This window comes from Candidatus Woesearchaeota archaeon (genome assembly GCA_020854775.1).
Classification (GTDB): Archaea; Nanobdellota; Nanobdellia; order Woesearchaeales; family 21-14-0-10-32-9; genus 21-14-0-10-32-9.
This window is the reverse complement of record JAHKLZ010000008.1, coordinates 19,413-33,468: the sequence shown is the minus strand read 5'-3', so window position 1 is coordinate 33,468 and position 14,056 is coordinate 19,413. Positions and strand designations below refer to the sequence as shown.

Below are 14,056 nucleotides of genomic sequence, written 5' to 3'. Positions count from 1 at the left end.
TTATTAAAATCAGCTTTTTTTTACAACGTTGTTTAATCACTAAGCAGTAATTCTGGCTTTTTTTAAGTGTTTTATTTTTTTTAGCACGGTTTTTAATATTAATCTATTTAAAGCATTCAATATTTCTTATGAATATGTCATTAAAACACTTATCTAGGATGTTGTCTAAGTTATTAGTTTTTAGTAATCCTATTATTGGATTAGAACAGTATGCTACAAGCGGAGAAGTCGCTGCTGAGCTATTGTGGTCGTCTCATATGCGTAATTTAATTAAAGATAAAGTAGTTATTGATCTTGGTGCAGGCACAGGGATTCTAGGTATTGGAGCTTTACTTTTAGGTGCTAAAAAAGTTGTTTTCTTAGAAAAAGATTCTTCAGCTATTAGGATTCTTGAAAAAAATATTAAGAACGTAGAAGAAGAATATGAATTGCCTTCTTTTGAAATAATTCAAGGAGATGTTTCTAGTATCACAGGAATTTTTGATTTTGTGATTATGAATCCTCCTTTTGGTACTAAGAATAAAAACGTTGATACTACTTTTCTTAATAAAGCAGTTTCTTTATCAGATAATGTTCTAAGTATTCATAAGACTAGCACGAAAGATTACGTTGTTAAATATTTTGAAGATAATGAATTTGAAGTAGTGGATGTATTTGATTTCAAGTATCATTTAAAGAAATTATTTGAGCATCACGACAAACCAGTTAAAATAATAGAAATTAGTGGTTTTTTAGGCAAAAGAATTAAGTAGGTGTTATTTGTGGATGAGAATTATTTTGTTGAATGTGTTTCTTTATTAACTAGCATTGTTGGTAAGAAGCGTGTTATTTTTATGGATAAGTGTAGGGACGCTGCTGAATTAATTATGCGTTATTCTAAAAATAAAGGTTTTAAGAATCTTATTCTTCAAGAAGAAGGTGGTTGGTACACTTATGAAAAATCAGGTGACAAGGTTGGTTTGAAAGTGATTAAAGCACCTATGAATAAAGGCGTTTTAATTAAAGAAGAGTTTCCTTTCTTAGAGGATTCTTTAATTATAATAAATACTAATCCTGGATATGCTTATTCTGATCCTTTAAGTTTTTATGATGATTTTAAAAACATTAATGCATTGGTTGTTAATGACGTTGTTTGTTCTATTGGTGATGTTAATTCTTTAAAAGGAGATTTTATAATTGGTAGTTTTGGAAAACACAAACCTTTATCTATTAATTCAGGAGGTGCGTTCATAGCATGTGATGACGATTCTGTTTTTAAAGAATTACTTTTTTTAAAAAATTCTTTTTATTCAGGTTCAGGAGAAAAAATAGATTTCAAAGAATTATTATGGGCTCTTAAAAATTTTGATGTTAAGAAAAAAAAATGGGTTGAGTATTCTTCTAGTTTGAAAAAAATTTTGATAGCAAAAAATTTTGATGTTTTAAATCCTGCTGAATCAATTAATATATTTGTCGGATTTTCATCTGATTTAGAAAAGGAAAATTTAATAAAGTTCTGCGCAGAACACGAATTAGAGTATTTGAATTGTCCGCTTTATATAAGAACTTTAAAGAAAGCAATCTCTATTGAGATAAAAAAGAAATCGTTGGAGGAATAATCATGGAATTAAGAGAACCTGAAGATATGAATGAACTCGTTTACTTTACTAGAAGAAAAACTCCTGAAGGAAGTGTTAGGGCTTGGGCTTTTCGCGAACTTTGTCCTAAGTGTAAAAAAGAATTAATGACTAAGCCTATTGATTCTAAAACTAAGAGACCTAAGATTCGTGCAAAAGAATATGTTTGTGGTTCTTGTAATCATGAAGTTCCTGCTGATGAGTATGAATCTTCTTTAGAATTATGTGTTGATTATGTTTGTGGTTCTTGTAATCATGAAGGTAAAACAAAGATTCCTTTTAAGAGAAAGTCATTCTTAGGCGTTAAGTCTTTTGTTTTTGAATGTGATTCTTGTAAAGTTAAGATACCTATAACTAAGAAGATGAAAGAACCAAAAAAGAAAAAAACTAAAACTATTGATGTAGAGGATTTATGAGGTGATTAAGTTAGAAAAAAAGATTTTAGTAACTAGTGCTTTGCCTTACGTTAACAATGTTCCTCATTTAGGAACCATGGTTTGTATTGTTAGTGCAGATGTTTATACTAGGTTTCTTCGTTTACGAGGAAAAAAAGTTTTATCAGTTCTTGGTACTGATGAACATGGAACTACTACTGAAGCTATTGCTTTAAAAATGAACATGACTCCTGAAGAAGCTACTGATTATTTTTTTAAGATTCATAAACAAGTTTATGATTGGTTTAATTGCGACTTTGATTGTTTTGGTAGAACTTCCAGTCCTGAGAATAAAGAAATAACTCAAGACATTTTTTTTAAACTCTATAAAAATAATTTTTTGATCGAGAAAGAAGAAGAACAATTTTTTGATGTTGAAGCTCAAAAGTTTTTATCTGACAGGTTCATTGAAGGAATTTGTCCTTTTTGTTCTTTTAATGACGCTCGAGGCGATCAATGTGATAATTGTGGGAAATTGTTGGATGCTAAGGAATTAAAGAATCCTAGGTCTAAAATTACTGGTTCTAAGCCTGTTCTTAAAAAAACTAAGCATTTATACATTAAGCTTCAAGAATTACAATCTTTGTTAGAGAAACACATTATTAAAACAAAAAATTCTTGGTCTGAGAATGCTATAACTACAACTAATTCTTGGTTAAAAGAAGGTTTAAAAGAAAGAGCTATTACTCGTGATTTAAAGTGGGGTATTCCTGTTCCTCTTAAGGGTTACGAAGAAAAAGTTTTTTATGTTTGGTTCGACGCGCCTATTGGTTACATAGCTATAACTAAGGCTAATAGATCTGATTGGGAGATTTGGTGGAAAACGCCTGATGAGACTAGGCTTGTTCAATTCATGGGAAAAGATAATATTCCTTTTCACTCAGTTTTATTTCCTGCATCTCTTATAGGTACGAATGATAGGTACACTTTAGTTGATACGCTTAGTGTGAATGAATATCTAAATTATGAAGATGATAAGTTTTCTAAATCTAGAGGGGTAGGTATTTTTGGGGATAACATTCAGGATTCAGGTATTCCTGCGGATGTTTGGCGTTATTATTTGATGATGAACAGACCTGAAAGAACTGATACTAATTTTGCTTGGAAGGATTTTCAAGATAAGTTAAATAATGAAGTTGTTGGTAATTTTGCTAATTTGGTTAATAGAACTTTGACTTTTGTGAATAAATTTTGTGATGGCGAGGTTGGAAAAATTACTAATTCTTGGAATTATGATGCTGAAATAAAAGAAATTATTGGTTTTTATGAAGATATAGAACTTAAAAGAGCTATTAAGGCTATAATGGGTTTATCTAAGAAAGCAAATCATTTTTTTCAAGAGAATGAGCCTTGGAAAAAAATAAAGGAACAGCCAAGTGTTGCTAGGAATGATTTGACTGTTTTGGTTAATGTTATTAAAGACTTGGCTTTATTGATTCAACCAGTTATGCCTGAAACTTCTAAGAATATTCTTTCTCAATTAAATTGCGATTTTGATTCTTTTAATGATTTGGGTAAGAGTTTAGAGAATCATAAGATTGGTGAAGTTAAGCCTTTATTTGAAAAAGTTGATGATGATTTCATAAAGTCTTTATCTGATAAGTATTCTGGTAAGCAAGTTGTTGCGAAGAAAAATCTTGATTCTTTAAAGAAGCCTGTGTTTAGGGTTGCTTTGATTAAAGAAGTTTTTAAGCATCCTGATGCTGATAAATTATTTGTTGAGAAGATTAGTTTTGGTGATGAAGAAAGAACTATTGTTTCTGGTTTGGCAGGTCATTATGAGTCTGAGGAATTAGTGGGTAAGAAAATAATAGTTGTATCTAATCTTAAACCTGCTAAACTTAGAGGTGTTTTAAGTGAAGGTATGCTTCTCGCTGTTTCTCAAGGTAAAAAAGTTGGTTTATTAGAGTGTCCTAATGCTGAGCCTGGTACTTATTTGAATTTTGAAGGTGTTGAATCAGAAAACAAAGAGATAAGTATTGATGAATTTTTTGAATTTGAATTATTGGTTGATGATAAAGGTGTGAGTGCTGAAGGCGTAAAATTAATTGGTGCTGAAATAATTGTTGATAAGAATTTAAAGGGAAGAGTTAAGTAATTAGTTTATTATTTTTTCCCAGAGATAAAAGTCTTGGTTGTACCAATGATTCTTTAATGTGCTTACTTTTTTATATTTTAGTTTTTTTATTAATTGAACTGATTCTTCATTTTTTATTAGTGTATCAAACCATATTTTGTGAATATTTTTTTTCTTCATTTCTTCTTCTAAATAATGTATTATTTTTTTTGCTACGCCTTTTTTTCTATGTGTTTCTTTCACACCTATCCAATTTATCCAGAACAATCCATGTTCTTTGTATCCATTACAGAATGCTATTATTTCTTTTTGATTTTCTACGTATATGAAAATGTTGTTTTTGTTTTTAAGATCTTTTTTGATTTGATTTATTCCTAACTTTTGTATTTCTGATTTTTTTGCGTTTTCATTGTAGTATTTTGACTCTGAGATTGTTTCTCTTGCTAATTTAGAATATTCATTAATTCTGTTTTCTTTTAGAATTTTTATTCTCATTTTTTATTTAATAAAAACAAAAAAAGTTATCTTATTACTTGTTCTTCTATTTTTTTAAGTGCTGAATCTATGCATACGAACACGTTATGATCTACTACTTCTGTGTTGGTTGTTTTACCATCGTGAATTAATTTTATGTGTAATTCATATTTTTCAGAGTCTGGCGTAGTTTTGTGTACTGGTTTTAAGTGCAGATTTAATGATTCGTAATTCTTTAGTCCGTCTCCGAATTTTCTAGCGTAGCTCCCTATGAGTTTTTTCGCTATTAGTAATTCATCTCTTTTCAGATTCTTAAATCCTGATAAAAATATTTTTCCGCCTAGTTCTATGTTTTCATCCACTGTGCTTCACCCCACAGAAAAGCTTTTTGCTAATTTTGTGCCTTCCTTTATAGTTGTAAATTAAACTAATATATAAATCTTTTATAATTTGAAGCCTTTCAGACCCTTTTCTTAGGTTTGTTATTTTTTGAAATTAGTTTTTGAAAGCATATCATTTAATATGTATAAAAAAATGATGTTTTACAAAACATAGTATGAAATAACAGATAAATTTATAAACCTCTTGTGAACTTGTTTAAACACTAGGGGTAGTGTTCAAAGATTAGCTTTAACCTATATGTAGTAACATTTCAGGTTTTTGCTCTTATATTTTTTAGTGTTTGCTCCTTGATAAAAAAATGAAATGTCCATTTTGTAGCTATCCAGAAACTAAGGTTTTAGAAACCAGAGAAACAGAAGAAGACATTACAAGAAGAAGAAGGGAATGTTTGAAGTGCGAAAAACGTTTCACAACTTATGAACAAATAGAACTTATTAACATAATGATACTAAAAAAGAATGGTACTAAAGAAATTTTTGACAGACAAAAAGTCATAAAATCATTGCAAATTGCTTGTCAAAAAAGACCTATTACTCAAGAACAAATAGAGGCTATTGCTTCAAAAGTTGAATCAAAATTAAGGATTAATACAAAAAAAGAAGTAACAACAAAGAATATAGGTGAAATTATTATTAAGCAATTAAAAAAACTTGATCAAGTCGCTTATATACGTTTTGCTTCTGTTTATAATGATTTTCAAGACATTGAGTCGTTTAGAAAAGAGCTGGAAAAGCTTGATTCGAAGTAGTGTTTAGGTGAATATGAATGGATGAAAAAAAATACAATGTGTACGGTAAGAAGTTTGTTGACAACATAACCAACGCGGTTTTTTCTGATAAGGGTTTATCAGTTAAGAGAATGTTTACTCATGAAGGAAAGTCTCCTTATGAATTATTTGAGTATACATACAAAGATTCAATTATAAAGAATAATGATGGATCAGTTGTTTATGAAATAAAACAAGTAGAAGTTCCTTCTTCTTGGAGCCAAATGGCTACGGATATATTGGCTCAAAAATATTTAAGAAAAAAAGGTGTTCCTCAAATAACTGATGAAGGCAGATTCGCTGTTGATGAAAATGGCAAATTAGTTCTCGGTCCTGAACGTAGCGTTAAACAAGTAGTTCATAGATTAGCAGGTTGTTGGACTGATTGGGGTGTTCGTTACGGTTATTTCAAATCAGATAATGATGCGGCCGCGTTTTATGATGAATTAGTGTATATGTTGCTTAATCAAATGTGCGCGCCTAACAGTCCGCAATGGTTTAATACAGGATTATTTACTGCTTATGGCATCAGAGGGGAACCTCAAGGTCATTTCTACGCGGATCCTGAAAGTGGTGAAGTCAGAAAATCAGAAGATGCTTATAGTAGGCCACAGCCTCATGCTTGTTTTATTCAAACAATAAGAGATGACTTAGTGAATGAAGGTGGCTTATTTGATTTAATAACCAGGGAAGTAAGATTATTCAAATATGGTTCTGGCACAGGTACTAATTTCTCTACGATTAGAGGTAAAGGCGAACACTTATCTGGTGGTGGAAAATCTTCTGGTTTGTTATCTTTTTTAACTGTTTTTGATAGGGCTGCTGGTGCTATTAAATCAGGAGGTACTACTCGTAGAGCTGCTAAAATGGTTTGTTTAGATCTTGATCATCCAGAAATTGAAGATTTTGTTTCTTGGAAGATGAAAGAAGAACAAAAAGTAGCTGCGCTTGTTCAAGGTAGTATTACTTGTAAGAATCATCTTAATAACATAATGAAAATTGCGTATGAAAAGAAATCAGTTAATCTTAAAGAAAATGCTGTTTTAAGAAAAGCAGTTAAAAAAGCGCTTGATGCTGATGTTTCTATTAATTATGTTCAGCGTGCTTTGATGCTTGTTAAGCAAGATAAAAAAGAAATTGATTTTTTAGTTATGGATTCTAATTATGAATCTGAAGCTTATTTGACTGTTGCTGGACAAAACAGTAATAACTCTGTTCGTGTTCCTAACAAGTTTTTTGAAGCTTTGCATAAAGATGATGATTGGCACTTACTTAGAAGAACTGATGGTAAGGTTCACAAAACAATTAAGGCTTCTAAGCTTTGGGATTTGATTAATTATTCTTCTTGGATGAGTGCGGATCCAGGTGTTCAATTTGATGATACTATAAATGAGTGGCATACATGTCCTAACGATGGAAGAATTAATGCTAGTAATCCTTGTTCTGAATACATGTTCTTGGATGATACTGCTTGTAATTTGGCCAGTCTTAATTTGACTAAGTTTTATGATGAAGGTACCAAGATGTTTGATGTTGATAAGTTTAAACACGCGGTGCGTTTATGGACTACTGTCTTAGAGATTTCTGTTTTGATGGCTCAGTTTCCTAGTAAGGAAATTGCTCAAAAGAGTTATTTGTACAGAACCCTTGGTTTAGGTTACGCTAACATTGGTGCTTTATTGATGAGGATGGGCTTAGCATATGATAGTCCGGAAGGAAGAGGTTTTGCGTCTTCTATTACTGCTATAATGGGTGGTCAGAGCTATACTACTTCTGCTGAACTTGCTAGAGCTCAAGGTCCTTTTTCAAGATATGATAATAACAGAGATGATATGCTTCGTGTAATTAGAAATCATAGACGCGCAGCGTATAATGCTAAGCCTTCTGAGTATGAAGGTTTAACTATTAAGCCTGTTGGTTTAAGTCCTGAAGCTTGTCCTGATTATATGATTAAACATGCTCGTTCTTGTTGGGATAATGCATTATCTTGGGGTGAAGAGTATGGTTATAGGAACGCTCAAGTAACTGTTCTTGCGCCTACGGGCACGATCGGGTTAGTCATGGATTGTGATACTACTGGTATTGAGCCTGATTTTGCTTTAGTCAAATTCAAAAAGTTAGCTGGGGGAGGTTTTTTTAAGATTGTTAACCAATCAGTTCCTTCTGCTCTTGAAGTTCTTGGCTATAATGATCAAGAAATTAAAGAAATAGTTACTTATTGTGTTGGTAGTGGGACTTTAAAAGATAGTCCTGGTATTAATCATGAATCTTTAAAAGAAAAAGGTTTCACTGACGTGGCTATTCAAAAAGTTGAGTCTCAGCTTAAAACTGTTTTTGAGTTGAAATATGCTTTCACTAAGTGGACTCTAGGAGATGATGCTCTTAAAGAGCTTGGTTTCACTGATGAGCAAATAAATAAGCCTGAGCTTAATGTTTTGGAAGCTCTTGGTTTTTCTAAAGAAGATATTGCTAAAGCAGAGAAGTATGTTTGTGGTACTATGACTGTTGAGGGGGCACCTCATCTTAAGCAAGAGCATATTTCTGTGTTTGATTGTGCGAATAGATGTGGTAAAACTGGTGAAAGATTCATTAATTATTCAGGTCATATTCAAATGATGGCTGCGGTTCAACCTTTTATCTCAGGGGCTATTAGTAAAACTATTAACATGGATAAGCATGCTAGTATTAATGATGTTGCTCGTGCTCATAAAGATGCTTGGAAATTAATGGTTAAAGCAGTTGCTCTTTACAGGGATGGGTGTAAGCTTAGTCAACCGCTTAGTTCGTCTTCTGAGGAAGATGCAGAATTATTGTTGCTTAAGCAATCTGATGACATTGATGAAACTGTTGATAGTAAGAAGATTCATGAGCAAGTTGTGTATAAGCTTAAGCAAAAAAAGATGCCTGCTAAGCGCACGGGTTTTGTTCAAGAAGCAGTTGTTGGTGGTCAAAAAGTTTTCCTTAGAACAGGCGAATATGCAGATGGTTCTTTAGGAGAGATTTTCCTTGATACTTACAAGGAAGGCGCTTCTTATGGTGCTTTATTGAATTGTTTCGCAGTAGCTATATCTAAGGGATTGCAGTATGGTGTTCCTTTAGAAGAATTCGTGGATTCTTTTACATTTACAAGATTTGAACCCGCAGGTATGGTTATGGGTCATCCTGTGATTAAAAACGCTACGTCCATATTGGATTATGTGTTTAGAACTCTTGGTTATGAGTATCTTGGTAGAAAGGACTTTGTCCACGTTAAAACCATGGAGGCTTCAGATACTAAATCAGATACTAAATTACCTGAGCCTTCGAAGGAAAGACAACTAAGAATATCTGGAAAAGAAGCAGAGGTTTATGAAGCTAAATCTAAGGGTTATACTGGTGAGCAATGTTCTGGTTGTGGATCTATGAAGCTTAAGAGAAGTGGTAGTTGTGCTGTTTGTGAAGATTGTGGCAATACTACTGGTTGCTCTTAAGAACTTTTTTTTTTATTTTTTTTGCACTAGTCATTTATGCGCAATCATTAAAAAGGTTTTTTCTAATCCTTTTATTTATTAGAGTGATTTTATGGACGAAAAAGATTATTTACTTGTTTTGAGAGCTTTAAAAGAGGTTCCTTTTAATGTTGGGAAAAATTTATTGATTGATATTTTAATTGGTGATATTAATAATCCTTCTGTTGAGCGTAATAAATTGCATGAATTAAATTGTTTTGGTGATTTGGCTTATTCTAAAGAAGAATTAAGCATGGTTGTTGATTCTCTGATAAGGCATGGTTTCATTGAACAAATCTCTTTTAGTACTATTAACAAATATGCTAAGGTCTTAAAGATTTCTGTGAAGGGTGTTGATGAGCTTCGTAAGCCTACTTTTTTTAAACGAAAATTGGCTTTTTCTAATAATCAAAAAACTTTTATTTCAAGCTCTGAGAAAGAATTGTTTAAGAATTTTGATTTTTTTCTTAAAGATTTGAATGATGAACAAAAAAAAGCAGTGGTTACTCCTTCTAAGAACGTTGTTTGTGTCGCGGGTGCGGGTTCTGGTAAGACTAGGGTTTTAACTAAGAGAGTGGAATTCTTGATTAAGTACAGGGGTGTTAATCCTTCTAGGATTTTAGCGATTACTTTTACTAGGAAAGCAAGACAAGAAATGATGTATAGATTAGAATCTTCAGGAATTACTAATGCTAGGGTTGAAACTTTTAATTCTTTTTGTGAAAAAGTTTTAAGATTGCATAACGATTTGATTTATGATAAGCCCGTAAGGGTTATGTCTTTTAAAGATAAAATTGTTGGTATTAGGAGGGCTTTGCAAGAGCAAGGTTTGAATTTAAGAGATGCTTTAAGTATTTATTTTTCTTATGCTCAAAGACGCGGTAAAACTGATGATCAATTAGCAGCCATATTCATGAATGATTGTTTTTTGGCTTTGGATACTTTTAAGGCAAGAGGTGGATTAGTTGATTTTTCTAAGGATGCGCCTTCTAGTTCTTTAAGAAGCGCTCAATTACTGTATAATACTTGTAAAGAATTAGAGGAATACATGGCTGAGAGGGGTCTTCGTGATTTTTCTGATCAGTTACTTGATGCTTTATCTTTTTTTAGAAATAATTCTTCTTTAGTTCCTGAATTTGATCATATTTTAATTGATGAATTTCAAGATGTTAATTCTTCTCAGATGGATTTGGTTGAATTGTTAAATTCTGAGAATTTGTTTTGTGTTGGTGATCCTAGACAATCTATTTTTGGTTGGCGTGGTTCTGATATTAAGTTCATAATGGAATTTGAACAAAGTCATGATGATGTAGAAGTTATTTTTTTAAGAAAAAATTATCGTTCTCAAAAATTGTTGGTTCAATTTATGAATTTGGCGATTAAAAAATTGAATATGCCTGACTTAGAATCTGTGTTGGAAGAAGAAGGTTTTTTGAAGCTTTTAAAATTTAAGTCAGAGGAAGAAGAGCATTTATTTGTTCTTCAAGCAATTCTAGGTTCTGAAATTCCTAGAGAAGAAATTTTTGTTCTTGCTCGCACTAATAAGACGCTTAATGAATTTTCTAGGCTTCTTAAAAATAATAATGTTTCTCACGTTGTGAAGAGTGATGAACAAATTAAGAAAGTTGATGCTAAGAAAGGAGAAGTTACTTTGGCTACGGTTCACGCAATTAAGGGTTTAGAATCTGAATTAGTTTTTGTTCTTGGTTGTAACTCTATGAATTTTCCTTGTAAGACTTCTGAGCACCCTGTTGCTGAGCTTATTAAGATTAAGGATTATGATAAAGAAGAAGAGGAGCGTCGTTTGTTTTACGTAGCTGTTAGTAGGGCTAAGAAAAAACTCGTGATGACTTATTCGGGTAAAAATCCTTCTTATTTTATTTCTTCTGAGATGCGTTTATTGGCTGAGAAAGGTAAATCTGCTAAGTTCATGTTTAGTGATAAAGGAAAAAAAGATGTTTTATCGGAGTCTTTTGTTGATTCTCGTTTGAATAATAAAGCTAAGTTGTTACTTTTAGAAGAGTTAAAGGTTTGGAGAAAAAATAAGAGTATTTCTTTAGGAATTCCTGCTTTTACTATTTTTCATGATTCTACTCTTCTAGAATTAATAGAAAAAGCTCCTTTGGATGTAGATGAACTAGGTCTTGTTAAAGGTATTGGTTCTGAGAAAATAAAGAAGTTCGGAGATGAATTACTAAGTTTAATCGCTAAGTATTCTTAATTTGTTTTTATAGTAACATATAAAAACAAAAAAGTTTTCTTTTATTAAATACTAGGTGATTATGTGAAACCGGATAAGCAAGTCAAGAAAGAATTCAAATTAGAAGTTAATAAGAATCCTGATGAATATTTTCCAACTAAGAAACTTGTTGAGGAGGGTTTTGTTCGTAAGCATTGTTCTTGTGGTGTTTATTTTTGGACTAAAGATTTAGAAAGGACTTTGTGTGGTGAGCCTTCGTGTAGTGGGGGTTTTCAGTTCTTTGATGATTTCGTTGTTAATAAGAATATGTCTTATGTTCAGGTTTGGAAAGAATTTTCTGATTTTATGAGTTCTAGGGGGTATACGCCTATTCCTCGTTATTCAGTGGTTGCTCGTTGGCGTGAAGATACGGATTTTGTTCAGGCTAGCATTTATGATTTTCAGCCTTACGTTGTGAATGGTGATGTTGATCCTCCTGCGAATCCTTTAGTTGTTCCTCAATTTTCTTTGAGGTTTAATGATGTTGATAACGTGGGTATAACTATGTCTCATCATACAGGGTTCGTTATGATTGGTCAGCACGCGTTTATGTCTGAGCAGGATTGGGATCAAGATAAATATTTTAAGGATTTGCTTGATTGGTTCATCATAGTTGTTGGTATTCCTGAGAAAGAATTGTTGATTCATGAAGATGCTTGGGCTGGTGGTGGTAATTTTGGTTCTTGCATGGAGTTCTTTTGTCGCGGCGCGGAATTAGCTAATCAAGTTTATATGTTATTTGAACAAACGCTTGATGGTCCTAAGAATCTTAAATTAAAAGTTTTGGATATGGGTATGGGTCATGAGCGCATCGCTTGGTTCTCTCAAGGTTCTGGCACTATTTATGATGCTGTTTTTCCTGATGTGATGAATAAATTAATTAAAAAAACAGGTGTTGAACGCGACGAAGTATTTTTGAAGAAGTATTTACCTTTTGGTTCTTTGTTGAACATGGATGAATCTGATAATATGAATGATTCTTGGTCCTTGGTGGCTAAGAGAATGAGTATGGGTGTTGATGAATTAAAAAATAAATTATTACCTTTAAGAGCTTTGTATTCAGTTGCTGAGCACTCTAGGAGTTTGTTAGTCGCAATAAGTGATGGTGCTCTTCCTTCTAATGTTAAAGGAGGTTATAATTTAAGGATGATTCTTCGTAGAGCTTTAAGATTCATTGATGAAAATAATTGGGATTTAGATTTGGGTGATGTTTGTGAGTGGCATGCTTCTTCTTTGAAGAGTTTATTTCCTGAATTATCAAATAATCTAAGTCATGTAAAGAAGATTCTTTTGGTTGAAAAACAAAAATATGATGAAAGTAAGGAGAGAAACAAAAAATTAGTTGAGAAACTTATTCAGAAAGAAATAACTGTTGATAAATTAATAGAGGTGTATGATAGTAACGGCGTGGATCCTGAAGTTATTAGGGAAGAAGCTAAGAAGAAAGGAGTAATTGTTGAGATTCCTGATAATTTTTATTCTTTAATCACTGAGAAGCACGCATTGTCTGAAAAAAAAGAATTAATTGTTGAGGAGAAATTCGAATTAGAAGGTGTTAATAATACAAAGATTTTGTATTATAATCATTATGATTTGGTTCATTTTAAAGCTAACGTGATAAAGATTATTAAACAAAGTTCTTATTTTGTTATTCTTGATAGTACTGCTTTTTATCCTACTAGTGGTGGTCAAATTCATGATTTGGGAACTATTAATGGAGAAGAAGTTATTAGTGTGAAAAAACAAGGAAACATTGTTTTACACGAACTTAAAAATATTAATTTTAAAGAAGGGGTTGTTGTTGAGTGTAAAATAGATTTTGATAGGCGTATGCAATTGGCTCAGCATCACACCGCTACGCATTTACTTACTGGTTCTTCAAAAAGAATTCTTGGCGATCATGTTTGGCAAGCGGGTGCTTCTAAGACGTTGGAGAAGAGTAGGTTAGATATTACTCATTATGAACAATTATCTTCTGATGAAATTAAAAAAATAGAGGATTTGGCTAATGAAGTAGTCGCGCAGAATCGTCCTATTTACAAATCTTTTATGAAGCGTAACGTAGCTGAAGCGCAGTATGGTGTCCGTATTTATCAAGGTGGCGCGGTTCCTGGTAAGGAATTAAGAATTGTTAATGTTCTTGATTTTGATGTTGAGGCTTGTGGTGGTACTCATTTAGATGTTACTGGTGATGTTGGAAGGATAAAGATTATTAGGACTAGTAAGATTCAGGACGGTGTGATAAGGCTTGAATTCATAGCTGGTGCTGCTGCTGAGAATTTTTTTGAAAAAGAAAGACAGACTATAAATGAAGCAAAATTGCTTCTTGGTTGTGAAGCAGAACAGATTCCTTCTAGGGCGCAGGAATTGTTTGAGGCTTGGAAAAAATCTAAGAAAGGAAAGCTTCAAGAGTTAAAACTTGAAAGTAAAGAAAAATCTAAAGGTAACGTCTTAGAAGAAGCAGCTATTAATTTGAAGACTCAACCTGAACACTTAATTAAAACTCTTGAAAGATTCAAGGCTGATATTGAAAAGAATTTAAAAAAATAAAAATTTTTTT

10 protein-coding genes are annotated in these 14,056 nt (G+C 32.1%); 8 read left to right on the top strand and 2 right to left on the bottom strand.

Annotation, left to right across the window (positions count from 1 at the left end):
* The first annotated feature begins 128 nt into the window (after positions 1-128).
* From KO361_02325 to metG, 4 genes are read left to right on the top strand one after another with little or no spacing between them, the layout of a single operon-like run.
* A complete protein-coding gene (locus tag KO361_02325; GenBank protein MCC7574401.1) occupies positions 129-752 on the top strand; it encodes an METTL5 family protein in 624 nt (207 codons plus the stop codon).
* Between the two features lie 9 nt (positions 753-761).
* Positions 762-1,598 (top strand): hypothetical protein, encoded by an 837-nt coding sequence (locus KO361_02320; GenBank protein MCC7574400.1) that lies wholly within the window; start codon positions 762-764, stop codon positions 1,596-1,598.
* A gap of 2 nt (positions 1,599-1,600) precedes the next feature.
* Positions 1,601-2,032 carry a hypothetical protein gene (locus tag KO361_02315; GenBank protein MCC7574399.1) on the top strand — a complete coding sequence of 144 codons (432 nt, stop codon included), beginning with the start codon at positions 1,601-1,603 and terminating at the stop codon, positions 2,030-2,032.
* 1 nt (position 2,033) lies between these two features.
* The gene (metG, locus tag KO361_02310) at positions 2,034-4,148 is read left to right on the top strand and encodes a methionine--tRNA ligase (protein MCC7574398.1); all 2,115 of its coding nucleotides are present in this window, start codon (positions 2,034-2,036) and stop codon (positions 4,146-4,148) included.
* Here the strand turns inward: metG and KO361_02305 are convergent, their stop codons facing one another.
* Both KO361_02305 and KO361_02300 read right to left on the bottom strand, forming a co-directional pair.
* Positions 4,149-4,622: a GNAT family N-acetyltransferase gene (locus KO361_02305; GenBank protein MCC7574397.1), complete on the bottom strand. Its 474-nt coding sequence runs from the start codon at positions 4,620-4,622 to the stop codon at positions 4,149-4,151. It abuts the gene before it with no gap.
* 26 nt (positions 4,623-4,648) lie between these two features.
* Positions 4,649-4,963, bottom strand: a complete 315-nt coding sequence (locus KO361_02300) for a hypothetical protein (protein MCC7574396.1) — start codon at positions 4,961-4,963, stop codon at positions 4,649-4,651.
* A 338-nt stretch (positions 4,964-5,301) separates the two neighbouring features.
* Between KO361_02300 and nrdR the strand changes: the two genes are divergently transcribed.
* The 4 genes from nrdR (at position 5,302) to alaS (ending at position 14,046) form a co-directional block, all read left to right on the top strand.
* Entirely contained in the window at positions 5,302-5,751 is a 450-nt protein-coding gene (gene nrdR / locus KO361_02295) for a transcriptional regulator NrdR (protein MCC7574395.1), read from the top strand.
* A gap of 110 nt (positions 5,752-5,861) precedes the next feature.
* Positions 5,862-9,239 carry a vitamin B12-dependent ribonucleotide reductase gene (locus tag KO361_02290; GenBank protein ID MCC7574394.1) on the top strand — a complete coding sequence of 1,126 codons (3,378 nt, stop codon included), beginning with the start codon at positions 5,862-5,864 and terminating at the stop codon, positions 9,237-9,239.
* 91 nt (positions 9,240-9,330) lie between these two features.
* Complete coding sequence (locus KO361_02285) at positions 9,331-11,478, top strand: ATP-dependent DNA helicase UvrD2 (protein MCC7574393.1); 2,148 nt, start codon at positions 9,331-9,333, stop codon at positions 11,476-11,478.
* Positions 11,479-11,541: 63 nt separating this feature from the next.
* Complete coding sequence (alaS, locus tag KO361_02280; protein MCC7574392.1) at positions 11,542-14,046, top strand: alanine--tRNA ligase; 2,505 nt, start codon at positions 11,542-11,544, stop codon at positions 14,044-14,046.
* The last annotated feature ends 10 nt before the right edge of the window (positions 14,047-14,056 follow it).